21 protein-coding genes are annotated in these 24,911 nt (G+C 73.5%); 8 read left to right on the top strand and 13 right to left on the bottom strand.

From position 1 onward, the window contains the following. Window positions 1-4 precede the first annotated feature (4 nt). The 3 genes from ACFV2X_RS43480 to ACFV2X_RS43470 form a co-directional block, all read right to left on the bottom strand. Entirely contained in the window at window positions 5-835 is an 831-nt protein-coding gene (locus ACFV2X_RS43480; protein ID WP_385627055.1) for an SAM-dependent methyltransferase, read from the bottom strand. 53 nt (window positions 836-888) lie between these two features. Beyond that, the gene (locus tag ACFV2X_RS43475) at window positions 889-1,212 is read right to left on the bottom strand and encodes a hypothetical protein (protein WP_385627054.1); all 324 of its coding nucleotides are present in this window, start codon (window positions 1,210-1,212) and stop codon (window positions 889-891) included. 181 nt (window positions 1,213-1,393) lie between these two features. Then, window positions 1,394-2,281: an alpha/beta fold hydrolase gene (locus tag ACFV2X_RS43470; RefSeq protein ID WP_385627053.1), complete on the bottom strand. Its 888-nt coding sequence runs from the start codon at window positions 2,279-2,281 to the stop codon at window positions 1,394-1,396. Between the two features lie 232 nt (window positions 2,282-2,513). On the opposite strand from ACFV2X_RS43470, the gene ACFV2X_RS43465 reads away from it, so the two are divergent. Beyond that, a complete protein-coding gene (locus ACFV2X_RS43465) occupies window positions 2,514-3,464 on the top strand; it encodes a sensor histidine kinase (RefSeq protein WP_089505424.1) in 951 nt (316 codons plus the stop codon). Window positions 3,465-3,592: 128 nt separating this feature from the next. After that, entirely contained in the window at window positions 3,593-4,624 is a 1,032-nt protein-coding gene (locus tag ACFV2X_RS43460) for a hypothetical protein (protein ID WP_385627050.1), read from the top strand. A 71-nt stretch (window positions 4,625-4,695) separates the two neighbouring features. On the opposite strand, the gene ACFV2X_RS43455 is transcribed toward ACFV2X_RS43460, so the two are convergent. Further along, window positions 4,696-5,832: a flavin-dependent oxidoreductase gene (locus ACFV2X_RS43455; protein ID WP_385627048.1), complete on the bottom strand. Its 1,137-nt coding sequence runs from the start codon at window positions 5,830-5,832 to the stop codon at window positions 4,696-4,698. Window positions 5,833-5,834: 2 nt separating this feature from the next. Then, window positions 5,835-6,203 carry a YybH family protein gene (locus tag ACFV2X_RS43450; RefSeq protein WP_385627046.1) on the bottom strand — a complete coding sequence of 123 codons (369 nt, stop codon included), beginning with the start codon at window positions 6,201-6,203 and terminating at the stop codon, window positions 5,835-5,837. A gap of 128 nt (window positions 6,204-6,331) precedes the next feature. Between ACFV2X_RS43450 and ACFV2X_RS43445 the strand changes: the two genes are divergently transcribed. Then, window positions 6,332-7,213, top strand: coding sequence for a LysR family transcriptional regulator (locus tag ACFV2X_RS43445; protein ID WP_385627044.1), 882 nt, complete (start codon window positions 6,332-6,334; stop codon window positions 7,211-7,213). A gap of 7 nt (window positions 7,214-7,220) precedes the next feature. Here the strand turns inward: ACFV2X_RS43445 and ACFV2X_RS43440 are convergent, their stop codons facing one another. Then, entirely contained in the window at window positions 7,221-8,123 is a 903-nt protein-coding gene (locus tag ACFV2X_RS43440) for an endonuclease/exonuclease/phosphatase family protein (RefSeq protein ID WP_385627043.1), read from the bottom strand. Between the two features lie 261 nt (window positions 8,124-8,384). On the opposite strand from ACFV2X_RS43440, the gene ACFV2X_RS43435 reads away from it, so the two are divergent. The 3 genes from ACFV2X_RS43435 (at window position 8,385) to ACFV2X_RS43425 (ending at window position 11,295) form a co-directional block, all read left to right on the top strand. Further along, window positions 8,385-9,512 (top strand): acyltransferase family protein, encoded by a 1,128-nt coding sequence (locus tag ACFV2X_RS43435; protein ID WP_385627041.1) that lies wholly within the window; start codon window positions 8,385-8,387, stop codon window positions 9,510-9,512. A gap of 75 nt (window positions 9,513-9,587) precedes the next feature. After that, a complete protein-coding gene (locus ACFV2X_RS43430; protein WP_385627040.1) occupies window positions 9,588-10,985 on the top strand; it encodes a nicotinate phosphoribosyltransferase in 1,398 nt (465 codons plus the stop codon). 22 nt (window positions 10,986-11,007) lie between these two features. After that, window positions 11,008-11,295 (top strand): DUF1876 domain-containing protein, encoded by a 288-nt coding sequence (locus tag ACFV2X_RS43425; protein WP_385627039.1) that lies wholly within the window; start codon window positions 11,008-11,010, stop codon window positions 11,293-11,295. A 107-nt stretch (window positions 11,296-11,402) separates the two neighbouring features. On the opposite strand, the gene ACFV2X_RS43420 is transcribed toward ACFV2X_RS43425, so the two are convergent. After that, window positions 11,403-12,809, bottom strand: a complete 1,407-nt coding sequence (locus ACFV2X_RS43420; protein ID WP_385627085.1) for a S1 family peptidase — start codon at window positions 12,807-12,809, stop codon at window positions 11,403-11,405. 249 nt (window positions 12,810-13,058) lie between these two features. Between ACFV2X_RS43420 and ACFV2X_RS43415 the strand changes: the two genes are divergently transcribed. Together ACFV2X_RS43415 and ACFV2X_RS43410 are read left to right on the top strand one after the other, a co-directional pair. Further along, on the top strand, window positions 13,059-13,565 hold the full coding sequence (locus tag ACFV2X_RS43415; RefSeq protein ID WP_385627038.1) for a DUF664 domain-containing protein: 507 nt from the start codon (window positions 13,059-13,061) through the stop codon (window positions 13,563-13,565). Window positions 13,566-13,784: 219 nt separating this feature from the next. Next, entirely contained in the window at window positions 13,785-14,720 is a 936-nt protein-coding gene (locus ACFV2X_RS43410) for a S1 family peptidase (RefSeq protein ID WP_385627036.1), read from the top strand. Window positions 14,721-14,769: 49 nt separating this feature from the next. Here ACFV2X_RS43410 and ACFV2X_RS43405 read toward each other — a convergent pair whose 3' ends face one another. The 6 genes from ACFV2X_RS43405 to ACFV2X_RS43380 form a co-directional block, all read right to left on the bottom strand. Continuing rightward, the gene (locus tag ACFV2X_RS43405) at window positions 14,770-15,099 is read right to left on the bottom strand and encodes a WhiB family transcriptional regulator (protein WP_385627034.1); all 330 of its coding nucleotides are present in this window, start codon (window positions 15,097-15,099) and stop codon (window positions 14,770-14,772) included. 187 nt (window positions 15,100-15,286) lie between these two features. Next, window positions 15,287-18,898 (bottom strand): hydantoinase B/oxoprolinase family protein, encoded by a 3,612-nt coding sequence (locus ACFV2X_RS43400; protein ID WP_385627032.1) that lies wholly within the window; start codon window positions 18,896-18,898, stop codon window positions 15,287-15,289. Continuing rightward, window positions 18,895-20,223, bottom strand: a complete 1,329-nt coding sequence (locus ACFV2X_RS43395; RefSeq protein ID WP_385627030.1) for an SGNH/GDSL hydrolase family protein — start codon at window positions 20,221-20,223, stop codon at window positions 18,895-18,897. Before ACFV2X_RS43395 ends, ACFV2X_RS43400 begins: the two co-directional genes overlap by 4 nt. Before the next feature lie 400 nt (window positions 20,224-20,623). Further along, window positions 20,624-21,868, bottom strand: a complete 1,245-nt coding sequence (locus ACFV2X_RS43390; RefSeq protein ID WP_385627084.1) for a glycosyltransferase — start codon at window positions 21,866-21,868, stop codon at window positions 20,624-20,626. Window positions 21,869-22,037: 169 nt separating this feature from the next. Next, on the bottom strand, window positions 22,038-23,168 hold the full coding sequence (locus ACFV2X_RS43385; protein ID WP_385627028.1) for a glycosyltransferase family 4 protein: 1,131 nt from the start codon (window positions 23,166-23,168) through the stop codon (window positions 22,038-22,040). A 119-nt stretch (window positions 23,169-23,287) separates the two neighbouring features. Next, a complete protein-coding gene (locus ACFV2X_RS43380; RefSeq protein WP_385627026.1) occupies window positions 23,288-24,703 on the bottom strand; it encodes a HEAT repeat domain-containing protein in 1,416 nt (471 codons plus the stop codon). Between the last annotated feature and the right edge of the window lie 208 nt (window positions 24,704-24,911).

Here is a 24,911-nt window from a genome sequence, read left to right as displayed (position 1 = left end):
GGGGTTACGGCTTGCGGCCGACGCCCCCGTAGGCCCAGACGCGCGACGGGTCGTGCTCGGCGCCGATGCCCGGCCGCCACAGCGGCAGCTGCACCAGCCCGGGTTCGAGGAGGTCGAGCCCGGCGAAGAAGTCCAGGATCTGCGACCGGTCGCGCGCCCCGGACACGACGGGGCCGGTGAACCCGGACCAGTCCCGGTACGGGTTCTCGGTGAAGTCGCCGGTGACATGGGACAGGATCAGACAGCTGCCCGGCGCGGCCCAATCCATGAGCCGGGCGACGAGTCCCCACGGGTCGTCCGCGTCGTCGATGTAGTCGAGGACGAAGGCCAGGACGACCGCCACCGGCTGCTCGGGGTCCAGCAGCCGGCACAGCTCGTCGTGGTCGAGGATCTGCTCGGGGGTGCGCAGATCGGCCCTGATCGTCGTGGTGCCGGAGCCGGTCAGCAGCGCCCGTCCGTGGCTCACCGCGATCGGGTCGTTGTCGACGTAGACCACCCGGGCCCGTGGATTGACCGCCTGCGCCACCTCATGCACATTCGGGCTCACCGGCAGGCCCGCACCGATGTCCAGAAACTGGGTGATGCCGTCACCGGCCACCTGGCTCACGGCTCGGGCCAGGAATCGGCGGTTGGACAGCGCGGTGTCCCTGACCTCGGGGGCGACTTTCAGAAAGCGCTGGGCCTGCTCGTAGTCGGCGAGGTAGTTGTCCTTGCCGCCGACGAGATAGTTGTAGACCCGGGCCGGATTCGCCTCACGCCCCTGATAGTGGCCGTGTCCGGTGTGCTGCCGTATTCCCGGTGTCCTGAGCCCGATGCCGGCCCCGCTGCTGTTCATCCCGAATTCCCCTGCCACGAGCACTGCCACCGCCTCACCGCTGCCGTTACGTGTCACTGTCCGTGCGGCGCCAGACCGGGCCGCCAGGTGACCGTCTCCCGCGGCCCCGGCTCGGCCCAGGCGACCGGGGCACGGGACCACAGGTGGAAGGGCAGATCGATATCCGCCCGCACCCGGCTGAGCTGCCCCCAGGAGTAGACGTCCGAGTGGACCGCCGCGGCCTGTAGCGCCGCTTCGAGGCAGGCGCGTGCGGTCTTCTCCGCGCGGCAGGTGCCGCTCGGGCCGGATCCTTCCACTCCGCCGGAGACCTGGAAGGTGCTCCAGGCGTAGAGGGCATCGTGCTCGGTGTGCTGTTGGTGTTGCTCGTCGACGTTCACTGGCCCTCTCCAGACGCATCCCTACCGGGCGGCTGTAGCGATGTGTCCAGCATCGAAGAGGGCGGGGTAGCGGCGGTATAGCGGCGGTAAACCGTGCGGCGGACCCGGTATACCGGATCCGCCGCAGGTACCGCTGTCGCCTCATGCGGGCCAGGAGTGCCCGGCTCTGAAAGGGCCTCACTCAGCCCTGTTCGGCCAGCCAGGCCAGGATCTCCCGGTTGATGGCCTCGGGCCGCTCCAGGTGCAGGAAGTGTCCCGCCCCATCGACCAGGTCGACGCGCGAACCGGGCGGGAGGTGGTCCTTCGCGCTGCCGACCACATCGGCGCCGATGCACCCGTCGGCCGTGCCGTGCAGGTAGAGCGTGGGCCGCTCCCCGGTCCGGGTGACGGCCTCCTGCTCGGCGGCGTACTTCTCCAGGTGGCGCGAGGGGTCGAACAGGGCGCGGTAGTAGCCGATGGCGGCCTCGAGGTTGGCCGGCTCCCGCAGGCTCTCCTTGACGTGCGCGATGTCCTGCTCGGCGTGGTGATAGCCCGGCGACCAGTCGCGCCACAGGCCGTCGATGAGCGCCATGTCGTGCGCCGCGGCCCCCGCCTCGGCCAGGGGCGTCTGGAACAGGAAGATGTAGAACGAGCGCTTGAACTGGCCGTAGTCGAAGCCGAAGAAGTCGGCCAGCACCCCGCCCAGCGGGGGCACGGCCATGGTGACCGCGCGCCGCCAGCGCTGCGGCGAGTGGGCGGTGGCGCCGTAGGCGGCGATCGCGCCCCAGTCGTGTCCGATGAGCACGGCGTCGTCGCCGCCGCCGAGCGCGTCGTGCAGCGCGTTGGCGTCGGCGGCCAGCGCACCGGCCTGGTACGCGCCGTCGGCGGGTATACCGGTGGGCGCATAGCCTCTCAGGAAGGGGGCGACGGCGTGGTAGCCCGCGTCGCCGAGGGCGGGCAGCAGATGGCGCCAGGTGTGCGCGGTATCGGGGAAGCCGTGCAGGCAGAGCGCCAACGGCGCGTCAGTCGGGCCGGCTTCGAGATAGCCGAACTCAAGTCCATTAGCGTTGACGTACTTCAGCTGTGTCACGCCGGGATGCTATGCCACCCCCCAGGTCGCGTCCATGTGCGGCCGCCACGCCTCGGCCGACTCTCCACCCGGGACCCTTCCTCGCGCAACACCGTTGCGTTCAGGCATTGTTCGATGTTGAGGGCCCCCGTGCGGCGCACGGGCGAGGGTGGCAGACTGCGCATCACACCGTCCCGACTTCTCAAGTCGCGGGTCCGTGTGCGATTTTTCGGCGCAGCGCGAGGGAGGCCCTATGACCGGCCAGAGCAGTGGGGTCGCGGAGCACCGCGACTCCATGGTGCACCGTGGATTCCTCTACCGCGACGAGGAGGAGGTGGTCTCGGTCGGTGTGCCTTTCCTGCGCGCCGGTCTTGAAGCCGACGACGCGGTCGCCGTGGTCGCCTCCAAGTCGAATATCAACGCGCTGCGCGATGCCCTGGGCCAGGATGCCTCGTCGGTGCAGTTCGAGGACGCGCTCCACTGGTATCAGCACCCGGTGCGGACCATCGCCGCGTACCACGCCTATGTCGAGGCCGAGAAGCCCCGCCGGGCCCGGCTGGTCGCCGAGCCGGTGTGGCAGGGGCGCACCCCGCTCGAGGTCGTGGAGTGGGCGCGCTACGAGTCCATCGTCAACGCGGCGTTCAGCGACTCCGGGGCGCGGGTGATCTGCTGCTACGACGAGCAGGCGCTGCCTCCCCAGATCCTTGACTACGCGCGGCAGACCCACCCCGAGATGATCGACGGGCACGGGCCGCGCACGAGCGAGGAGTACACCGCCCCGGGCCCGTTCATCGCCACCTGCGACCGCCGGCCGCTCCCCCGCGCCCCTCGACTGGCCGAGACGATGCCGGTCAACACGGCGGATCTGGACGCCCTGCGCGTCTTCACCACAGAGCGGGCCGGCCGCCATGGGCTGACGGGGGACGCGCTGCGGGACATGGTCGCCGGCGTGGCCGAGGTGGCCACCACCGCCGCCCGGCACGGGCGCGCGCCCGCCGCCCTGCGGATATGGACCGACAACGGCGACCTGGTCAGCGAGATCTCCGGCCCCGGCCACTGGTACCCGGACGCGCTGTGGGGCTTCACCCCGCCGGCCGACTCGGAGCCCGCGTTCGGGCTGTGGGGGGTGCGCATGCTGTGCGATGTGGTGCAGATGCAGACCGACACGGACGGCACCGTGATCAGGCTGCGCACCCGTATCTGAGCGCCCCGCTGGTGCCGCGGGGCACACCTCGAGCGGTAGCAGAGCAGGTGAGGGCGATGGCGCGTGTTCCGGAGGTGTTCACACGCCGTCGCCTTGATCGCTCGGGCCACGCCGCTACCGTGCCGGTCATGAACGGACTTCAGGTGTCACGCCGCGCCGTGCTCGGCGGGGTCTTGGGAGGAGCCGCGGGGCTGGTGCTCGGCGGCGCGGGCGCGGCCGTGGCCGCCGGGCCCGCGCGCGGCAGGCCGCTTCGGGTCCTGGTGGCCACCAATGAGCCCTGGGGTACGTACCACGTCAAGCCGCTGCTCGCGGAGGTGGCGCGGCGCGGCTGGCAACTGACGCAGCTGGTGCCGGACCACACCCAGATCGCCCCGGGAGACCCGGTCCCGGTCGCCACGCCGACCGACGCCCCGGAAGCGGATCTGCTCGTCGTCACGGGGGCCGGTGACTGGCCGGCGGACTGCGCGGCCCGTCTGCGGCGGCTCCCGCTGGCCGCGAGCGCCCTGGCCTATCAGAAGCCGGTCGAGGCGCCCCGCGCCCGGGAGCTGCGTCCGCGGCTGCGGCTGCTGACCGCCTCCTCGCCCGCCGAGGGGCGGGCGTTCGCCCAGTACCTCGGGACGCGGCGGCCGATCCGGGCGGTCGGTTCACCGCAGACCGACGGCCTTCCGCCGCGCCGCCCGGAGCCCGGTCTGGTGCTCGTCCTGACCAGCGTCACCCACCCGGACGCCACCGGAGACGCGGCCCCGGGGACGGAACTGCTGCTGGCCAGTGCGGAAAAGCTCGCCGCGGCGGGCAAGCGGATCCTGGTCGGTCTGCATCCGCGCGAGGACCGCGGCCTGTGGGACCGCTACGAGATCAGCAGCGTCCCGTCGGTCACGGCTTCCGCGCGCGCCGAGGCGGCCATCGGCATCCCCGGGACGGTGTTCCCGCTGGTCGCCGCCGTCGGCACCCCGCTGGTGGGCTGCACCGACCCCGAACTGACCGTGCCGGACTATCTGCTGGCGGTCTGCTCGGCCACCATCGACGACGCGGGCGCGGCGGTCGCCGCCGTGAACGCGGCACACCTGCCCGATGCCGCCACCCTCGCGGACGCCGTCGGGCCGATCGGTGGCTCGGCCACCCGGCTGCTCGACGCCTGGCAGCGGGTCCAGCACCGCTGAACACTCGTCCCCGGCGCCGGCCACCAGCCGCGGTGGCCGGCGCCGGGGACGAAGTGGCAACGTGGCGCTCGTCAGCGATGGTGGTCGGCGCGGGTGGCGCGTCGGTAGGCCGACGTGATCCGCGCGAGTTCTTCCGGGGACCGGGCGTCCCCCGTGCGCTGCATCTCCCGGTTGGCGGCGACGACCGCGGCGGTGGCCTCCCGGCGCGCCTTCTCATAGGCGGCCAGCCCCCGGGGAAAGTCCAGAGCAAGTTGCTCGGCCAGCACCCGGGCGTCGACGATGGCCTGCGACGCCCCGTTGGCCCCGACCGGGTACATGGGGTGCGCGGCGTCACCGAGCAGGGTGACCCGCCCCTCGCCCCAGGCCGGCAGGGGGTCGCGGTCGACCATCGGGTATTCGAGGATCGCCGGGCTGTCGCCGATCAGCGCGGGTACGTCGAGCCAGCCCAGGTCCCAGGAGCCGAAGTGCTGCAACACCTCCTCGGCCCGGCCCGGGGTGTTCCAGCTGGCGTCGCCGGGCAGCGGCCCGGGCTCGGCCACCGGCACCAGGGCCACCCAGTTGATCAAGGACGGGCCGATCGGATAGGCGACCAGTTCGGCGTTGCCCGCGCCGCGTGCGATCACCGACGAGCGGCCGCCGAGGAACGGCCTGGCCTCGGCCGCCCCGCGCCACATCCGCACCCCCGACCACAGCAGCGGGCCCTGGTCCGGATGCAGCCGTGCGCGCACCGCGGAGTGCAGACCGTCCGCGCCGACCAAGGCCGCCGCCTCGATCTCGGCCCCGGGCACCCGGACCCGGACCGCGTCGGCGTCCTGCTCGAAGTCCAGCAGCCGGGTGCCGGTGCGTACGGCGTGCGGGCCGAGCCGGTCGCGTACGGCGGCCAGCAGCAGTGACTGCAGCCGGCCGCGGTGCACGGAGTACTGCGGCCACCGGTAGCCCCCGGCGAGCCCGCGCTCCTCGGTGTAGAGCGCCTTCCCAAACTGGTCGCAGTACACGTTCTCGGCGGTGGCGACCGAAATCCGGGCGAGGTCGTCGCCGAGGCCGAGCGCGGTCAGCTCCCCCACGGCGTGCGGCAGCAGATTGATGCCCAGGCCCAGGGGTCGCAGCTCGCGGACGGCCTCGATCACGGTGGCCTCGAACCCCGCGGCGTGCAGGCTCAAGCAGGCGGTCAGCCCGCCGATCCCGGCCCCCGCGATCAGCACCCGCACGGTCAGTCCCTGATCTCGGGCCGGTCGATGATCCGCAGCCAGCTGCCGTCGGGCTGCCGCCGTACGACCTGGACCCGCCCGCCGGTGTTGTCGGCCGGACGGGTCGAGGTGACGGCGAGGTCGCCGTTGCGGACGGTCGGCAGCGTGGGTTCCTGTTCGAAGCGCGGCACCTGCGCCAGCATCTGCTCGAACACCGCCCGGATCGCCTCGCGGCCGACGGTCTGGGACCCCGGCGGGAAGGCGAGCACGGCATCGGGTTCGTACAGCTCGGCAAGACCTTCGACGTCGCCGGCGTTGGCCCGCTCCACGAACAGGCGGGTGAGGTCTTCGGGCTCGGTGGCGCGCTCGCGCGCGGTGGTCCGGTCGGTCATGGCTGCTCCTGCTCTGTCGCTGTCGCGTCCTTCTCTTGCTGACGCCTCCACTCTGCGACCCGGCGATCTAGAAGTCCAAGAGCTGGTTGTACTGCCTACCAGAAGCAATCGTTATAGCATCGGCCGTTATGGAACTCCGGCAGCTCGAATACTTCGTGACCGTGGTGGAGGAGGCCAACTTCACCAGGGCGGCGGAGCGGCTTCATGTGGCCCAGCCCGGCGTCAGCGCGCAGATCAAACGCCTTGAGCACGAGCTCGGACAGGAACTGCTCGACCGCTCGGGGCGCTCGGTGCGGCCGACCGAGGTGGGCGCGGCGGTCCTCCCCTACGCCCGGGCCGCGCTCTCGGCGGTGTCCGGGGTGCGGCTGGCCGTGGAGGAGCTGACCGGGCTGGTCCGCGGGCATGTCGCCATCGGCACGGTGACCTCCCACAATGTCGATCTGCCCACGCTGCTGGCCGAGTTCCACGAGGACCACCCGGCCGTGGAGATCACGCTCACCACGGACAGCTCCGACGGGCTCGTCGACGCGCTGCGCGGCGGCCGGCTGGACGCGGCCATCATCGCGTATGGCACCACGCCGCCACCGGGCCTCGCGCTCCACGTCGTCACTCAGGACACCATCGTCGCGGCCGTCAGCCGGGACCATGAACTGGCGAAGCGGTCGACGATCCCGCTCGACGCCCTGCGCGACCGGGTGCTGATCGCCCTGCCCCGGGGCGCGGGCATCCGCTCGCTGCTCGACGAGGCCTGCGCCGCGGCCGGTTTCACCCCGCATATCGCCTTCGAGGCCGGCACCCCCGCGGTGCTCGCCGAGCTGGCGGCGCGCGGCCTGGGCATCGCGATCGTGCCCTCGGGCGTCGTGCGGCGGCGCGAGGACCTGTGTGCCCTCACCATCACCCGCCCCGCGCTGCGCGGCGCCCTCGCGTTCGCCTGGCGCGCCGAGGGCCCCGTCAGCCCCGCCGGGCGCGCCCTGATCGGGCGCGCCCGGCAGCTCATCGGGCAGGCTTAGGGCAGGGTCAGGGCAGCTGCATGACCGCCTGTACCGGCAGGTGGTCGCTGGGGAACTGGCCGTCCCGGGAGTAGGGGTTGATGGCCGCGTAGTGGGTGCGCACGGTCGGTGAGGTGAGGATCCAGTCGATCCGGTCGCCGTCCGGGACCAGCGGCCGGTAGCCGTGGAAGGTCGCGTACTGCGCGCTGCGCCGCTCGGCCGCGTCCCAGGAGTCGACGAGGGTGCCGCCGCCCAGCATCGCGTCATAGACCGGGTTGCCATGGGCGGCGACGTTGAAGTCGCCGGTGACGATGCGGGGAAGGGCCGCGTCGAGGCCGCCGAGCCGTTCGGTGATCAGGGCGGCGGCGCGCTCGCGGGCGGGCTGGCTGCGGTGGTCGAGGTGGGTGTTGAGGGCGTAGAACTGCCCGCCGGTGTGCAGATCATGGAAGCGGACCCAGGTGACCATACGGACCACCGCCCCGCCCCAGGTGTTGGACCCGATCACATACGGGGTGTCGGACAGCCAGAAGTGGTCGTACTCGAGCGGTTCGAGCCGGTTGGTGTCGTAGAAGACGGCCATGAACTCATCACGGCTGCCGCCGGCTCTTCCCGTGCCCAGCCAGTCGTAGCGCGGTCCGAGGTCGTGGGCGATATCGCGCAGCTGGCCGTACAGCCCCTCCTGGGTGCCCAGCAGTTGGGGCGCCTCGCGGCGCAGCAACTCCCGCATGGCGGGGCGGCGCTGCGCCCAGGAGTTGGGCTCGGTGTCGGAGGCGAAGCGGAGGTTGAAGGTCATGACGCGCAGCCGCGCGTCGCGCTCCGGGCCGGAGTCGGCCTCGGCGGCGCCCTCGGACTGGACGACGAGTGGCATGGCGAGGGCCGCGGCGGCCGCGGCGCGCATACCGTGGCGACGGCTGAACACAGGTGCGGGCATGGCTCCTCCGTAAGATCCGGCGATGGCCTCAAGCCTCGGGCCTCGCGGTGTGGGCGAAGTGACCTGCGGTGACCGTGGTTCGAAACGTAGAACTACCCGCGGATGGCCGCCGGGCCACCCCTCGCGCCTCTCCTTGTGGTGAATTCCGCGTGGCGAATTCCTCGCGGTGGTCTGTCATGGAGGAGGCCGAGCGGGGCAGGCGCCCTCGGGTCCGATCACGTTTCGATCAAACGACTCGACCAAAAGGCGCCAGGAGACTCAGTGCAGCAGGAGACCCCCACACGCACGCAACCGCCGCCGGCCACCGCTCCGCCCCGGGAGGGCGGGGCCCGGAGCCGCGTCCGCGACCCGTACTTCGACAACGCGAAGTACCTCACCATCGTGCTGGTGGCCTGCGGCCATGCCTGGGAACCGCTCACCTACGGCAGCCGGTCCGTCACCGCGGTGTATCTCACGGTGTACGCCTTCCATATGCCGGCCTTCGCGCTGATATCCGGGTATTTCTCGCGCGGTTTCGACCTGGGACCCGGGCGGGTGCGGCGGCTCCTCACCGGAGTCGCCGTGCCGTACATCGTCTTCGAGGTCGCGTACACCCTCTTCTACCGCTGGGCGCAGGACGACCCGGGCTATCCGATCAGCCTGCTCGACCCCTGGTACGTGATGTGGTTCCTGGTCGCGCTGTTCATCTGGCGGCTCACCACACCGCTGTGGCTGGCCCTGCGCCACCCGGTGCCGATCGCGCTGGCCCTGGCCGTGCTCGGCTCGGTCTCGCCGGAGGTGGGCGGCGATCTCGCCCTGCAGCGGGTGCTGGCGTTTCTGCCCTGCTTCGTCCTGGGGCTGAAGCTGCGGCCGGAGCACTTCACGCGGCTGCGCACCCGGCGGGTACGGCTGGCGGCGCTGCCGGTCGGCGTCGGTGCACTGGTCGCCGCGTACGTGCTGGCGCCGCGGATCGACGCGGGGTGGTTCTACCACCGCGGAAGCGTGTCGGGCCGGGGGGTGCCGGACTGGGCCGGGGTGTTCGCCACACCCGCGCTGTTCGCGCTGGCGCTGCTGCTGACGGCCGCCTTCCTGGCCTGGGTGCCGGGGCGGCAGTTGTGGATCACCACGCTCGGCACGGGGACGATGTACGGCTATCTGCTGCACGGCTTCGTGATCAAGTCGTCCCGCTTCTGGGGCTGGTACGACCATCCGTGGCTGCACACCCCCGTCGGCGAGCTGACGGTCACGGCCGCCGCGATCGCCATGATCACCTTGCTGTGCACCGCCCCCGTACGGCGCGTCTTCCGCCCCCTGGTCGAACCGCGGATGACCTGGGCCTTCCAGCGCGAGAACCGCGAGAACAAGGCTGCCGCCCAGAACACCGCCAAGAGCGCAGCGAACAAGTCGTAACACATCAAAACAGCGCAAGACACTCATTAGAGTGGGTGATATCCGCACGAAACGGGCACCGAGGAGGTGCCGACGATGTCCGAAGCGACGACCACCGACCTCTACGAGGTCACGATGGCGATGTCCTATCTGCGCGAGGGGATGACCGGCCCGGCCACCTTCAGCCTCTTCGTCCGGGACCTGCCACCCGACCGCGGCTTCCTGGTCGGCGCGGGCCTGGAGTCCGCACTGGACTTCCTCTCCGACTTCCGCGTCGGCCCCGAGGACGTCGAGGACTTCGCCGCGGTGCTCGGGCGGCCGGTCGACGAGCTGCGCCCGCTGCTCGGCCTCGCGTTCACCGGCCAGGTGCGGGCGGTGCCCGAGGGCCGGGTCGTGCTCGCCGGGGAGCCCCTGCTGGAGGTCACCGCGCCGATGCCCGAGGCCCAGCTGGTCGAGACATATCTGCTCAACCGGCTCAACCACCAGACGGCGATCGCCTCGAAGGCCGCCCGCTGCGTCCTCGCGGCGGCGGGGCGCCCCGTGGTGGACTTCTCGCTGCGCCGCACCCATGGACCCGAGGCCGGTTACCACGCGGCGCGGCTGGGCGGGATGGTGGGATTCGCCGGAACGAGCAATGTGGCGGCGGCCCGCGCCGAGGGGATGCCCGCGGTGGGCACGATGGCCCACTCGTTCGTGGAGGCATTCGACTCGGAGGAGGCCGCCTTCCGGGCGTTCGCCCGGACCCACCCCGGACCGCTGACGCTGCTGGTGGACACGTACGACACCGAGTCGGGAGTCCGCACGGCGGCGCGCGTGCTGCGGGAGCTGGACGGTGGCGCCCGGGCCCCGGGCTCGGCCATCCGGCTCGACAGCGGGGACCTCGGCCTGCTGGCCCGGCAGGCGCGCTCCATCCTCGACGCCGCCGGTCTGGAGGGGGTGCGGATCGTGGTCAGCGGCGGTCTCGACGAGTACGCCGTGGAGGATCTGGTGCGCTCCGCGGCGCCCATCGACATCTACGCGGTCGGCACCCGCGTCGGGGTCTCCGCCGACGCCCCGTACCTGGACTCGGCCTACAAGCTGGTCGCGTACGACGGGCGGCCGGTGATGAAGCTCTCCGCGGCGAAGATCACGGCCCCCGGCCCCAAGCAGATCTTCCGCCGCGCCGGGCAGCCGGATGTGATCGGCCTCGCGGACGAGGACCCCGCCCCGTACGGCCGGCCGGTCCTGGAGACGGTGATGCGCGGCGGCGAGCGCACCCGCGAACGCGCCACCCTGGCGGAGAGCCACCAGCGGTTCCTCGCCGACCTGGCGGACCTCCCGCACCCGGCCCGCCGGATCCGCGCCCCCGCCGCCCAGCGGCCCGTCGTCTCCGAGCGCCTGGCCGCGCTCGCCGAGGAGGTGCGCGGCCGCATCCACCGTGAGCTCGGCGCCATCGCGCGGCCGGGACGCCCCGAACAAGCCGCGTCCGGATCACACCGGACCACCATCAGATGAGACATCAGGTGAGGAGTCGGCCATGCCGCAGACAGTGGAGTGGAAGGTTCACCTCTACCTCTACGAGGACCAGGGAACGACCAAGGCGCGCGTGGTGCTCGACACGAAGGAAACCTCGTTCACCGGCCGGGGCGTCGCCCGGTGCAGCCCCGACGACGCCGATGTGCCGGAGATCGGCGACGAACTCGCGGCCGGGCGGGCCATGCACGACCTGGGCGAACAGTTGCTGATCGCAGCGGAGCGGGACATCGAGGGCGAGATCGCCACGCACCGGCCACGGATCCGTCCGGCGCCGGGGTGGGCCCTGTAAGCGGCGCGGCGGGGCACCCGCGCCGGGCACCCCGCACCGTCACGGGGACAGGCCGCGCGGCACGTAGCGGCCCGCGACGGGGTCCCCCTCGCGCCGACCGGGAGACCTCACCCCCATCGCGTGGAGTAGCCCCGGTACCCGCGACGGCCCGGCCGGATGAGCAGCGTGGCAAGGAAGCCGAGGAGTCCCGCGCCGATGAGCGCCAGCCCGGGGCCGAAGCTCTGTGCGTACGCGACGACCCCGGCGAGCGACGAGGTGTCGCCCTGGGTGCCCGGGATGATCGGGTTCACCTGGCTGCCTTGACCGCCCGCACCGCCCTGACCACCCGCCGTGCCCTGGGCCGCCGGGTCCGAGCCGTTGTTCGGGGCGGTGGACGCCGTACCCGCCGCCTCCCCGTCGCTCGCCGGGGCGTTCGGGAGGGAGACGCCGAGGGCGGTCATCGCCTTGGTCACCGGCTGGAAGAAGGTCACGCCTCCGCTGGTGCAGTCGCCGGTGCCGCCTGAGGTCACGCCCAGCGCCACGTTCTGGGCGAAGAGCGGGCCCCCGCTGTCGCCCGGCTCGGCGCACACATTGGTCTGGATGAGGCCGCTGACGGTGCCCTCGGGGTAGTTCACCGTCGCGTTCAGCGCGGTCACCGAGCCGGTGCGCAGCCCCGAGGTGCTGCCGCTGCGGAACACCTTCTGGCCGACGACCGGGTCGGCGGCTCCGGTGATCCGCACGGTCTGCCCGTTGCCGATGTTCAGCACGCTGCTCTGGTCCAGCGAGGTGTTCTGGTACTGCACCAAGGAGAAGTCGCTGCCGGGGAAGTCGCTTCTGACCGTCGTGCCGACGGTGGTGTTCCCCTGCGTGTCCGCGAACCACGCGGTGCCGTTCGGACCGCAGTGGCCCGCGGTCAGGATGAACCCGGCCTGGCCGTTGGTGACGTTGAAACCGGCCGAGCAGCGCCCGCCCTGGGTGAAGATCGGCTCGGCGCCCAGGGTCCGGGTGGTGAAGGAGCCGGTGGTCCGCTCCATGCGCACCTCGCCGCCGATCGCCGACGCGACGCCCCTCATCCGTGACCACTGGTCGGCGGAGACGCTGCTGTCGCCGAGCACCACCACCTCGTTGGACATGGCGTCCACCGCCCACGCGGTCCCGGCCACCCGGGGCGCCTCGCGCAGCGTCTCGGTCGCCGAGCGCAGCTGCCGCATGCTGTAGCGCACCTGCTTGGCATGCGCGCCCGCCTGGTTGACCTGGTCCGCGGCCTCCGCGTCGGTCACCGCGACCACCGCCCGCCCGTCGGAGCCGATCCAGCTGCCCGCCGTACGGGAGGTGCCGAGCTCGTCCACCAGGGTCCTGGCCAGCTCGGCGTCCCGGGTGTCTCTCGCCTCGAGGGCCCGGGTGGGATCGCCGCCGGACCCGTCGGCGGGCGATCCGTCCGCCGCGGCCTGAGAGACCATCACGCCGCCGCACACCACTGCCCCGATGGCCACGAGGCGTGCGACACGGTGCGCCCTGCGCCGCGTGTGTCCCACCACCCTGCCTCCTTAACGTCGTTCCAGCACGGCGCCGCCCCCGGCCGCGGGGGGCCGGGACGGCATAGGCTTCCCTTCCATACGGACCGCGGCGCCGTTCCGCTCACCCGGGACGTCAAGTGGCCCTGAATTCCCGGAATTCGGCGTTGTCCGGTGGTGCGCGTCCGCGCCCTCGGCCGCTGGAAAACACGCGCTCAGGCGCGCCTGTCGCTCCCGCGCCTGGCGGGCGGGCGGCCTACGATCGTGAGAATGAACAGCGCAGAGGTCCTGGCCGACGCCTTCGGTCGCGTTCAGGAGACGGTTCACGAAGCGGTGAAGGGGCTGACGGTGGACCAGCTGGCCACCCGCCTCGACGACAAGGCCAACAGCGTCGCCTGGCTGGTGTGGCATCTGACACGGGTTCAGGACGATCACGTCTCCGAGGTCGCGGCGACCGAAGAGGTCTGGACCGAGCAGGGCTGGTACGAGCGGTTCGAGCTGCCGTTCTCGGCGGCGGCGACGGGCTACGGGCACCGCGCCAAGGACGTGGCCGCCCTCCGGGTGCCCCCGAAGCTGCTCCTCGGGTACCACGACGCCGTCCACGAGCGCACGATCGGCTACGTCCGGGGGCTGCGCGACGCCGATCTGAACGCGGTCGTGGACGAGGCGTGGACCCCGCCGGTGACGCTGGGCGTCCGGCTGGTGAGCGTCATCTCCGACGATCTGCAGCACGCCGGGCAGGCGGCCTTCATCCGCGGCGTGCTGCGGCGACGGTAGCGCGACGGGGGTGACGCGGCGGCGCGTGCGCCGGGGTGCGGACGTAATAACCGCGATCGGGACACTCCTCACGACCCCTCGGTACCGCCCAACCACCCTTGTACCGGGCGAATACCGACATCACTGTTGCCAGCAGGGATTCACCCGCTGAGCCCGCGCCACCACGGGACACCGGCCGCGGCGCGGGCCTCCTCTCCCCCGGCATCAGGAGGACAGTCGATGAGGATCAAGCACCCGGTCCACAGAAGCGGCCCGGCGAGCCGCCCCGCCCACGCGGCTTCACGTCTGCGGACGGCGGCCCTCATAGCGGGTCTGGCCGCCGTGTTCGCGCTGCTCGCGCCGGGGGCCGCTGCCGCGGACCCCGCGGCGGCGTACAGCGCCTCGGAGCTCAGGGCGGCGAGCGACGCGATGCTCGCCGCGGACGTCGGCGGCACCGCATGGGCCGTCGACGAGGACAGCGGCTCCGTCCGCGTCGACGTCGACAGCACCGTCTCGGCCTCCGAACTCGCCACGCTCAGGAAGGCGGCGGGCCCGCGCAGCGGCGCCCTGCACATCCAGCGCACCCGGGGCAGAATCACCCAGCTGCTCTCCGGTGGGGACCCGATCTACTCGTCCAGCGGTTTCCGCTGCTCAGCGGGGTTCAATGTGCACATCGGGACCTCGTACTACATCCTGACCGCCGGTCACTGCACCAACGGCTATCCGAACTGGTCCGCCAGGCTCGGCGTGCCCATCGGCCCGACGGCCTACTCCAGCTTCCCGGTCAACGACTACGGCTACATCTCGTACACGAACCCGCTGTTGCCGCACCCCAGCAACGTGTACCTCTACAACGGCACCTACCGCGCCATCACCGGGGCCGGCAACGCCTTCGTGGGCATGCTCGTCGAGCGCAGCGGCAGCACCACGGGCCTGCACGGCGGCACCGTGACCGGGCTCAACTACACGGTCAACTACGGTAACGGCAACGTCGTCTACCAGATGATCAGGACCAATGTGTGCGCCGAGCCAGGGGACAGCGGCGGGCCGCTCTTCTCCGGCAACACCGCCATCGGCCTGACCTCCGGCGGCTCCGGCAACTGCCAGACCGGCGGCGTCACGTACTACCAGCCGGTGACCGAAGCGCTCAACAACCACGGGGCGATCATTCCCTAGCCCGTGACTCCCGTGCCCGCAGAGGCCGGCCGTCCTCCCGGGCGGCCGGTCAGCCCGCTCGACGGCCGCCGCTCGATGAGCTGACGCTCCCCCGGCTGCCTCTGGGAGGTGCCCCCTGCCGGCCACCGCCAGGAGGTGCCCCCCGGCGCTGGGCCCGGCGGCGCAGCGCCCGGCGCTCCTCCTCACCCGTGCCGCCCCATACGCCGTGGCTCACCCCCCTGTTCAGCGCGTACTCCAGACACTCGTCGCACACCGGGCAGCGGCCGCAGACCCCCTTGGCCCGCGCCTGCTGCTCCTGGGCCGCCGGGCCGGCCACGCCCACGGGAAAGAACAGCTCCGGATCCTCGTCCACGCACGCGGCGTACCGCCACCACTCCATGGCCGCTCCTCCAGCTACTGATCGCCATACGGGGCCCGCTCCCAGCCCGGCAGCGGGCGGGCCGGGCGGGCTTGACGGGTGGCGAGTCCCCCATGACCGGGGCGGCAAACGGCCTTGGAGGCGACGTATCTTCGGGCTGCGGCCGACGCCTTCATGACGGGGCGTCAGCGGGGCCGCCGACCGCGCTTCAGCCGCCCGGCGGCCCGTACCCGCCGCCTCCCGGCGTATGGACGACGAGTACGTCCCCCGCGCCGACCTCGGCCGCGTCGCAGCCGCCGAGCCGGTCCACCGAGCCGTCGGCGCGCTCGATCAGGTTCGTGCCGCACGCGCCCGGTTCGCCGCCCGCCATGCCGTACGGGGGCACCCGCCGATGGCCGGTCAGCAGCGCCACGGTCATCGGCTCGAGGAAGCGGATGCGCCGGGTGACGCCGTGGCCGCCGCGCCAGCGGCCGCGGCCGCCGCTGCCGCGCCGCACTTCAAAGGCGTCCACGCGTACCGGGTAGCGCCACTCCAGGACCTCGGGGTCGGTCAGCCGGGAGTTGGTCATATGGGTCTGCACGGCGTCCGCGCCGTCGAAGCCCTCGCCGGCGCCCGAGCCGCTGGCGACGGTCTCGTAGTACTGCACACGGTCATTGCCGAAGGTCACGTTGTTCATCGTGCCGGAGCCCTCGGCCTGCACCGCCAGCGCCGCGTACAGCGCGCCGGTGACGGCCTGTGAGGTCTCCACGTTGCCCGCGACCGTGGCGGCCGGGAAGGCGGGCGCGAGCATCGAGCCCTCGGGGATGCGGACTTCCAGCGGCTTGAGGCAGCCGCTGTTGAGCGGGATGTCCTCGGCCACCAGCGTCCGGAAGACATAGAGCACCGCCGCCATCACCACCGAGCTCGGCGCGTTGGCGTTGCCCGGCTGCTGCGGTGAGGTGCCGGTGAAGTCCAGCACGGCCCCGCGCGCCGCGCGGTCCACCCGCAGGGCCACCTCGATGACCGCGCCGCTGTCCGTCTCGTAGCGGTACGAACCGTCCTTGAGGTGCGGGACGATACGGCGCACGGACTCCTCGGCGTTGTCCTGCACGTGTCCCATATAGGCGTGTACGACGTCCAGGCCGAACTGCCCGATCATCCGGCGCAGTTCATGGATGCCCTTCTCATTGGCGGCGATCTGGGCCCGTAGATCGGCGAGGTTGGCGTCGGGGGCGCGAGACGGATACGGGCCGGTGGTCAGCAGCTCGCGGGTCTCGCGCTCGCGCAGCCGGCCGTCCCGTACCAGCAGCCAGTTGTCGAAGAGCACGCCCTCCTCCTCGATCCGGCGGCTGAAGGCGGGCATCGAGCCGGGGGTGATGCCGCCGATCTCGGCGTGGTGGCCGCGCGAGGCGACGAGGAACAGCAGCTCCGCCCGCTGCTCGTCGAAGACGGGGGTGACGACGGTGACGTCGGGCAGATGGGTGCCGCCGTGGTACGGGTCGTTGATGGCGTACACATCGCCCGGCCGCATCGCGTCCCCGTTGCGCCGCAGCACCTCCTTGATGGACTCGCCCATGGATCCGAGGTGCACCGGGATGTGCGGGGCGTTGGCGATCAGGTTTCCCCCGGCGTCGAAGAGGGCGCAGGAGAAGTCCAGCCGCTCCTTGATGTTCACGGAGTGGGCGGTGTTCTCCAGGCGCAGCCCCATCTGTTCGGCGATCGCCATGAAGAGGCTGTTGAACACCTCCAGCATCACCGGGTCGACCTCGGTGCCGACCGCCACGGTGCGCGGGCGCGGCCGTACCCGGGTGAGCAGCAGATGGCCGCGCTCGTCGACGGCGGCCCGCCAGCCGGGGTCGACGACGGTGGTGGCGTCCGCCTCGGCGATGATCGCCGGGCCGGTGACGGCGTCCCCGGGGCGCAGTGCGGCGCGCTCGTACAGCAGGGTGTCCCCCCACGCGCCCTCGGTGAACATCGACACGGTCGCCGCCGGGTGCCCGCCCGTACGGCCCGGCCGCCCGTCCGCGTACCCGCCCGTGGGAGCCGTGGGGCCCGCCGCGCCGACGGCCTCGACCGACACCGCCTCGGCGACGAGCGGCTTGTCCATGGTGAAGGCGTAGCGCGCGCGATGCGCCCGTACGAACTCCTCGGCCATCGCCTCGGCGGTGTCCAGGGGGACGGGGATGGCGGAGTCGGTTCCCGCGTACCGCAGATGGACCCGGGCCGAGGTGGTCACGGTCTCCTCGGGGACGCCGTCCGCGCGCAGCTCGGCGCGCGTCCGCGTCTCCAGACTCGCGCAGGTCTCGCGCACCCGCGGCAGGGTGGCGTCGCTCAGCTCCGTCTCGACGGCCTGTTCCCGCATGGCGGTGGCGTCGGCCACGCCGATGCCGTACGCGGAGAGCACGCCCGCGAGCGGCGGCACGATCACGGTGGTCACGCCGAGGGCGTCGGCGACCGCGCATGCGTGCTGGCCGCCCGCGCCGCCGAAGCTGGTGAGGGCGTAGCGGGTGATGTCGTGGCCGCGCTGCACGGAGATCTTCTTGACGGCGTTGGCCATGCCCAGCACCGCGATGTCCAGGAAACCGGCCGCGACCTCCTCCGGGCCGCGCCGGTCGCCCGTCGCCTCCGCGATCCGGCCGGCGAGCGCGGCGAAGCGGGTGCGCACCGTCTCCGCGTCCAGGGGCTGGTCGCCGTGGGGGCCGAAGACCGCCGGGAAGTGGCCGGGCTGGACACGGCCGAGCATCACGTTCGCGTCGGTCACGGTCAGCGGGCCGCCGCGCCGGTAGCAGGCCGGGCCCGGGACGGCCCCGGCGGAGTCGGGCCCCACGCGGTATCGCCGCCCGTCGAAGTGGAGCACCGAGCCGCCGCCCGCCGCGACGGTGTGGATGTTCATCATGGGGGCGCGCATCCGCACCCCCGCCACCTCGGTGCCGAAGACCCGCTCGAACTCGCCCGCGTAGTGGGACACATCGGTCGAGGTGCCGCCCATGTCGAAGCCGATGACCTGGTGGTGGCCCGCCTCGCCGGAGGCGCGCACCATGCCGACGACCCCGCCCGCGGGCCCGGACAGCACCGCGTCCTTGCCGCGGAAGTGCGAGGCCTCGCGCAGCCCGCCGTTGGACTGCATGAACATCAGCCGGATGCCGCGCAGCTCGGCCGCCACGTCCTCGACATAGCGGCGCAGGATCGGGGAGAGATACGCGTCGACGACGGTGGTGTCGCCGCGGGACACCAGCTTCATCAGCGGGCTCACCTCGTGCGAGCAGCTGACCTGGGTGAAGCCCAGCTCGCGGGCCATCGCCCCGACGGCCTGCTCATGCGCGGCGTGGCGGTAGCCGTGCACCAGCACGACGGCGGCGCTGCGGAAGCCGTCCCGGTGCGCGGCGCGCAGCGCGCGTGCGGTGGCGTCCAGGTCCAGTTCGCGCACCACGCCACCGTGGGCGTCCACCCGCTCGGGCACCTCGACGACCTGGTCGTACAGCGCCTCGGGCAGCAGGATCCGGCGGTCGAACAGGCGCGGGCGGTTCTGGTACGCGATGCGCAGGGCGTCCCGGAAGCCTTCGGTGATGACCAGGACGGTCGGCTCACCCGTGCGCTCCAGCAGGGCGTTGGTGGCGACGGTGGTGCCCATCTTGACGACGGCGACGCGGTCGGCCGGGATGGGCTCGTCGGGGGCGAGTCCCAGCGTCAGCCGGATACCGGCGACGGCCGCGTCCCGGTATCGCTCGGGGTGGTGCGAGAGCAGCTTACGGGCCACCAGGCGGCCGTCGGGGCGCTTGCCCACGACGTCCGTGAAGGTCCCGCCACGGTCGATCCAGAACTCCCAGCGTCCCGTCGTCACCCCGCCATTGTCGCCCCATTTGCCTGGCTGGCCCGGTCGGCCCGGTCGGCGTGGCAGGTCTGGTCGGGTCGGCAGGCGTGGTCGATGTGGTCGGTGTGGTCGGTTTCGTGAGGCGGGTGGGCGGTCGGTCCGGGGGTGATCGCCGCGAGGGCGGCGCGGGTCTCCAGGCGGTCCCGGGCGTCGAGCTGATGGCCGGTGCCCAGGACGGCGTGGCGGCATTCCAGCGCCGCCAGCTTGAGCAGGTCCGGCAGCAGATCGGTGCAGCGGTCGGCGACCCAGCGGGTGCCGCGTGTCGCCATCCACCAGGCGCCGGAGAGCAGCGAGGGTGGCGGGCCGTCAAGCGCCTCGGCGGGCGGATGGCCGGTGGCCAACCCGTGTGCGGTGAGAGCGGCGTGGAACTCCCGCGCCAGCAAACGGTGTCCGAGCTCGCTCGGATGCAGCCGGTCCACGCTCCACGCCGCCCGCTCCTCGACCCAGGAGTGGTCCGCGAGGTGTACGTGTACGGCCTCGTACCGCCGGGACAGCGTGTGCACGACGGTGTTCACGGCGCGCATCCGGCGGGCCAGGGGCCGGGCGAGGGGCGCCGGCAGCCCCAGCATCCGGCCGGGGTCGGGGAGACATGCGGTGAGCACCACGGCGCCGTCGGCGCGCAGCGTGCCGATGACCGTGTCAAGCGCCTCGACGACCCGCCGGATGTCGAACGCGGCCCGGAGTGTGTCGTTCGCGCCGGCCACGACCGACGCGAGATGGGGTCGGGCGGCACGGGCGGCGGCCAGCTGCCCGTCGACGAGGTCGGTGGAGAGCGCGCCGCTGCGGGAGACGTTGACGAGCTCCACGGCCCCCGGCCGGGGCGCGAGCCCGCCCGCCAGGTGTACGGCCCACCCGCGCCACCCGCCGCCGGGCGCGGGGTCGCCCATCCCTTCGCTCAGCGAGTCGCCGAGCGCGGCGAAGCGCAGAACGTGTGGGGCACGGTCGGCGGCGGGCGGACCCGGCGGCCGCGGCCGCTGTGCGGCCGGATGGCAGCTCGGGCCGTCCGGGACGCACCTCGCACCGTCGGGCGCGGCGTCGAACTCGGCGACGACGGCCGTGGCGGCCGCAACCGACGGCCGTACGGGGCGCGCCAGGAGCGGGCCCACGGTCGGGCCGCCGCCCGGCCCACCGTCCCGGCCACCCGGATCGGCCGGTTCCCCACCCGGCCGCTGCACGGCGACACGCCGCGCGGCGGTACGCGACGCCGCGACGGCACCGTCCGACGGGGCCTCCCGCCGCTCCTGTCCGGCTGGGGCCGCCGGAACCGGGGCGCCGGGGCCCCACACCGCAGTCACCGCCGCCACCCCGCGCGGCGGGACCCCGCCGACGCCGCCCAGGGAATCGTCGCCCCCGGAAACCCAGGGCGGCCGGCGGCGCCTGGCCGCGTGTCGCGGACCGCTCGAAGCTTCCCGGACGCGCCCCGGGTGCCCCGCACACCGCCATGTCGCGCCGGCTCGGCAGACGTCAAGCAGGCTCCTCCCGGTGCCGACTGGGGGAGCGTGCGATCGCACGGCGGACCGTCGCCGTCGTACGGGGCGCTGCGCAGCGCGGCGGGCGACGCGCACGACGGGGCCGAGGGTGCCCCCAGGGGTAGCCGGGGGCACCGCGGCCCGCTTCGCGGGCCCGGCCAGGCCGCCCGGGCGGGGGCTGCCCCGCGGACGGCCGTGAGCCGGGCGGCGCCGACGCGGCCCGCGCTCATCGCGCGGTCCTGGCGGCCGGGCCGACGGGCGACCCCCCCTGGACGGGCGACACATCACGAGCGGAGGCATCGCCCCCGACGGGCAACCCACCACGAACCGGTGACGGATCGTGCACAGGCGGCGCGTCGTGGGCCGCGAGGAACGCGGCCACCGCCTCCGGCCAGCTGTAGCGCTCGGCGCGGGCGCGGGCCGTCGCGCGGCGGGTCGGCTCGGGGCGGGACAGAAGGTGTTCGACGGCGTCCGCGAACGCCGCGCCGTGGTCGGCCGCCGTCGCACCCGCGGGGCCGACGATGGCCGGGAGGGCGGACAGCTCGCTGACGACGACGGGCGTACCGCACGCCAGCGCCTCCAACGCGGCCAGCCCGAAGGTCTCCGCGGGCCCCGGGGCGAGCACGACATCCGCACTGGCCTGGAGCGCGGCGAGCGCGCCCCGGTCGGCGACATGGCCCAGGAACGCGGCCGGAAGCCCTTCCTCGCGGGCGCGGGCCTCGAGGCGGGGCCGCAGCGGGCCGTCGCCCGCGACCACGAGCGCCGCGCCGACGCCCCGCCGGCCCAGCTCGTCGAGCGCGTCGAGCGCGCGGCCGGGCCGCTTCTCTGGCGACAGGCGCGAGCACATCACCAGAAGCACCGCGGCCCCGTCCCGGTGCCGGTCGCGCAGCGCCGGGTCGCGGAGGGTCGGGTGGAAGTGGTGCAGGTCGACGCCCAAGGGGGCGCGTACGACATTGCGCGCGCCGATCCGTACAAACTCGCGTGCCGCCCACTCCGTGGTGCAGACGATGCGCGAATACGCCCGAGCGGTGCGCCGGTTCAGCCCGTCGGCGGCCCGGCGGGCGGCGGCCTCGGGGACACCCCAGGTGCGCAGCACGCCGTCGGCGCTCTCGTGGGAGACCATCACGGAGGGCACGCGGGCGCGCCGGGCCCACTCCCCCGTCCACCTCAGGGTGGTCCGGTCGGACACCTCGAGCCGGTCGGGCGCGAGCCCGTCCAGCAGCCGGGCCAGGCGTCGGCGGTCGGTCAGCACGCGGTAGCCGCCCGTGCCGGGCACCCCGGGCCCCGGGACGGTGACCACCCTCCCCTGGGGAGTCAGCTCGTCCGAGGCGTGGGCGCCCGGCACGACCAGGACCGGCTCGTGCCCGGCCGCCCGGTAGCCCGCGCCGAGCTCGCGCAGCGCGGTGCGCAGCCCGCCGGAGGAGGGGGTGATGAAGTTGGCGAGCCTGACGATCCGCAGCGGCGTGCGCACGCCGTCCGGCTCGTGGCCGGATGTGCCCGCCCTCGGCGGCGCCGCGCTCACGCCCCTCCCTCCCGCTCAGTCTCGGCGCGCTTCCACGCGCGGGCTTCCCTCGTCACTGCTCGCTCCTCCGTCGCTGCGCGGCTCCTCAGCCCAGCCCGCACAGCGCGCCAAGACACCCTCATGCCGGCACCGCCATACGGGTCGCGAGCACCTCGGTGTAGTGGTCTATCAGCTGGTCGCCGACCGCCTCCCAGGTGCGGCCCCGGACCGCCTTGTGCCCCGCGGCGCCGAGCGCCGAGCGCAGCCGCGGGTCGGCCGCGAGGAGGGAGACGGCGTCGGCGATCGCAGCCCCGTCGAGGGGCGGCACCAGCAGGCCGGTGCGGCCGTGGTCGACCAGGTCGAGCGGGCCGCCGGCCGCGGGGGCGATCACGGGGACGCCGCTGGCCTGGGCCTCCTGCACGGTCTGGCAGAAGGTTTCCTGCGGGCCGGTGTGCGCGAAGACGTCCAGGGACGCGAAGACTCGGGCGAGGCCGTTGCCGGTGCGGCGCCCCAGGAAGCGGGCCCCGGGCAGCGCGGCGCGCAGCCCCGGCTCGCTGGGGCCGTCCCCGACGATGACCACCCGGACGCCGGGAAGCGCGCAGACGGGGGCCAGGAGCTCGACGTTCTTCTCGGGCGCGAGCCGGCCGACGTAGCCGACGATCAGCTCGCCGCCGGGGGCGAGGGTGCGGCGCAGCTCGGTGTCGCGCCGCGCGGGGGTGAAGCGTTCGGTGTCGACGCCCCGCGCCCACAGCCGCACCCGCGGCACGCCGTGGTCGTCGAGGTCGTGGGCGGCGGCGGTGGACGGGGCGAGGGTCCGGTCGGCCGCGGTGTGCACGGCGCGGATCCGGCGCCAAGCCGCGTTCTCGCCCTTGCCGAGGTACGTACGGGCGTAGCCGGCCAGGTCGGTCTGGTAGACGGCGACGGCGGGGATGCGCAGCCGCAGCGCGGCGGTCATGCCGCGGGCGCCGAGGACGAAGGGGCTGGCGAGGTGGACGACGTCGGTGCGGTGGGCGGTCAGGGCGGCGGCGAGCCGTCGGCTGGGGAGGGCGACGCGTACCTGGGGATAGCCGGGGAGCGGCAGGGACGCGATGCGCAGCACGGGATAGGGACGGGAGGCATCGGGGTCCGCCGGGCCGTCGTGCGGGACGGCGGGCGCGATGACGAGCGGTTGGTGACCGCGCCGGTGCAGATGCCGGGCGGTCTGCAGGGCGCAGTGAGCGACGCCGTTGACGTCGGGCGGGAAGGATTCGGTGACGATGGCGACACGCATACCCGTGTTGTCGGCGTACGAAGGGTGGCCCCGGCATCGTCAAGCTTTCGGGACGGGGAACGTCCCATGAGCGTTAGGCCCTGGCGACAAAGGGGGCGCCCTGCTCCCGACGCCTGGGCCTAGTCCTCGGGGCCGATGCGGCTGCGGACCGCCGTCTGGACCTCCGCCTCCTCCGCCGGGTCGGCGGCGAGTCTGCGGAGCTGGTCGACGACGCGGGCATCGGCGGTGGTGGCGTGCCGGGCGGCCAGTTCGCGGGTGCTCTCCTCGCAGTCCCAGAGGCATTCGACGGCGAAGCCGGCGCCGAAGGACGGGTCGGTGGCGGCCAGGGCGCGCGCCGCGCGGCCGCGGAGGTGGGAGGAGGCGGTCTCGCGGTAGATATGGCGCAGCACGGGGGCCGCGCAGGCGATCCTCAGCCGTCCGGCGCCGTCGACCAGGGTCCACAGGGCCTGGGCGTCGGGGCCTTCGGCCCGGACCGTGCCGCGCAGGGCGGAGAGTACGAGGGGCGCGTCGTACTGGCCGCCCCGGGTGGCGAGCATGGCGGCGGCCGCGGCGCCGAGGGCGTCGGGGCGCTGAGCCCACATCCGGGCCCGGTCGAGGGCGGCGATGCTGCGCATCCGCTCGAAGGCGGCGAGGGCTCCCTGGGAGACCAGCTCGGAGGCGGCGGGGTCGGTGGCGGCGGCCTCGATCAGGTCCAGCACCTCGGGGTCGCCGGTCTCCGCGAGGTGCCGCAGGGCCGCGGCGCGGGCCGCGTCGGGTGCGGCCGCGGCGGCGGCGAGGAGTTCGGGCCGGTCTTCGGGGCCGGCGACGGCGGCCAGGCAGCGGGCCGCGGCTTCGGGGCGGCGGGCGCCGGGCCGCAGGTCGTCCTCCTGGCCGGCCCACAGGAGGACGTCATGGACGCTCCAGCCGGGCCGCGGGCCCATGGGGCGCAGCTGGCGCTGCCAGCGGTCGAAGGAGCCCTGTTCCTGGGCGGCGCGCACCCGGGTCCCGTGCCGGGGGTCGTCGGCCCACAGCCGCCAGGGCCGGGGTTCATAGGCGCCGCGCACGGCGGCGGCGAGTTCGGCGTCGCCTTCGGGGGTCTCGGGGTATCGGGCGAGGACGGCGGGGGCGAGGGCGCGCAGCTCGGTGTCCTCGTCGCGCAGGGCCAGCTCGTCCAGCGCCCACTGCCAGTTGCCACCGGTCGCGGCGTAGCGGCGGAGCAGGCGGAGGGCGTCCTCGCGGCCGTACGAGGCGAGGTGGCCGAGGACGGCGAGGGCGAGGCCGGTGCGCTCCTCGGCGGGGTCGATGAGGTCGTCGGGGTCGAAGAGGTGCTGTTCGATCTCGTCGAGTCCGGCGTCGAGGTCGAGGCAGAGCCGGGCGTAGTACAAGGAGCGGTTCTCGACCTGCCAGTCCCGCCGGGGGTCGTGCAGCACACAGTGGTGCAGTGCCGCGAGCGACTCGGCCCGCGGCGCCGCGAGGGCGTGCAGGGTCCCGTCGCCGCGGCCTCGCTGGAGGAGGCCGAGCAGGGTGCCGCTGGGCGCTATGTCTGGATCGAACATGAGGTCAGCATCCGGTGCGGGGGGTTCGCTGGCAACGGGATTTCCGTCGTCCGGCATTCTTGCCGGTGTCCGGGCGTGATATGCGCGATGAACGTGGATCAACGCCGTGGACCTTGAGATCCCGAGCGCCGCAGCCTACCCGGAACAGATCGTTCCGCCGAACCGTGCCGACTTGCCCAGGACGGCCACTGGCATATGCCAAAAGCAC

The sequence above is a fragment of the Streptomyces sp. NPDC059679 genome, assembly GCF_042734105.1.
Taxonomy (GTDB): Bacteria; Actinomycetota; Actinomycetes; order Streptomycetales; family Streptomycetaceae; genus Streptomyces.
Note: the sequence above shows the minus strand (reverse complement) of the source record. Positions and strands in the feature narration are given on the sequence as shown.

Coding starts and splice junctions, on each gene's coding strand:
- ACFV2X_RS43480 (WP_385627055.1), bottom strand. CDS start 835: ATGAACAGCAGCGGGGCCGGCATCGGGCTCAGGACACCGGGAATACGG.
- ACFV2X_RS43430 (WP_385627040.1), top strand. CDS start 9,588: ATGTCCGAAGCGACGACCACCGACCTCTACGAGGTCACGATGGCGATG.
- ACFV2X_RS43380 (WP_385627026.1), bottom strand. CDS start 24,703: ATGTTCGATCCAGACATAGCGCCCAGCGGCACCCTGCTCGGCCTCCTC.
- ACFV2X_RS43425 (WP_385627039.1), top strand. CDS start 11,008: ATGCCGCAGACAGTGGAGTGGAAGGTTCACCTCTACCTCTACGAGGAC.
- ACFV2X_RS43385 (WP_385627028.1), bottom strand. CDS start 23,168: ATGCGTGTCGCCATCGTCACCGAATCCTTCCCGCCCGACGTCAACGGC.
- ACFV2X_RS43440 (WP_385627043.1), bottom strand. CDS start 8,123: ATGCCCGCACCTGTGTTCAGCCGTCGCCACGGTATGCGCGCCGCGGCC.
- ACFV2X_RS43460 (WP_385627050.1), top strand. CDS start 3,593: ATGAACGGACTTCAGGTGTCACGCCGCGCCGTGCTCGGCGGGGTCTTG.
- ACFV2X_RS43415 (WP_385627038.1), top strand. CDS start 13,059: ATGAACAGCGCAGAGGTCCTGGCCGACGCCTTCGGTCGCGTTCAGGAG.
- ACFV2X_RS43465 (WP_089505424.1), top strand. CDS start 2,514: ATGACCGGCCAGAGCAGTGGGGTCGCGGAGCACCGCGACTCCATGGTG.
- ACFV2X_RS43445 (WP_385627044.1), top strand. CDS start 6,332: ATGGAACTCCGGCAGCTCGAATACTTCGTGACCGTGGTGGAGGAGGCC.
- ACFV2X_RS43405 (WP_385627034.1), bottom strand. CDS start 15,099: ATGGAGTGGTGGCGGTACGCCGCGTGCGTGGACGAGGATCCGGAGCTG.
- ACFV2X_RS43410 (WP_385627036.1), top strand. CDS start 13,785: ATGAGGATCAAGCACCCGGTCCACAGAAGCGGCCCGGCGAGCCGCCCC.
- ACFV2X_RS43450 (WP_385627046.1), bottom strand. CDS start 6,203: ATGACCGACCGGACCACCGCGCGCGAGCGCGCCACCGAGCCCGAAGAC.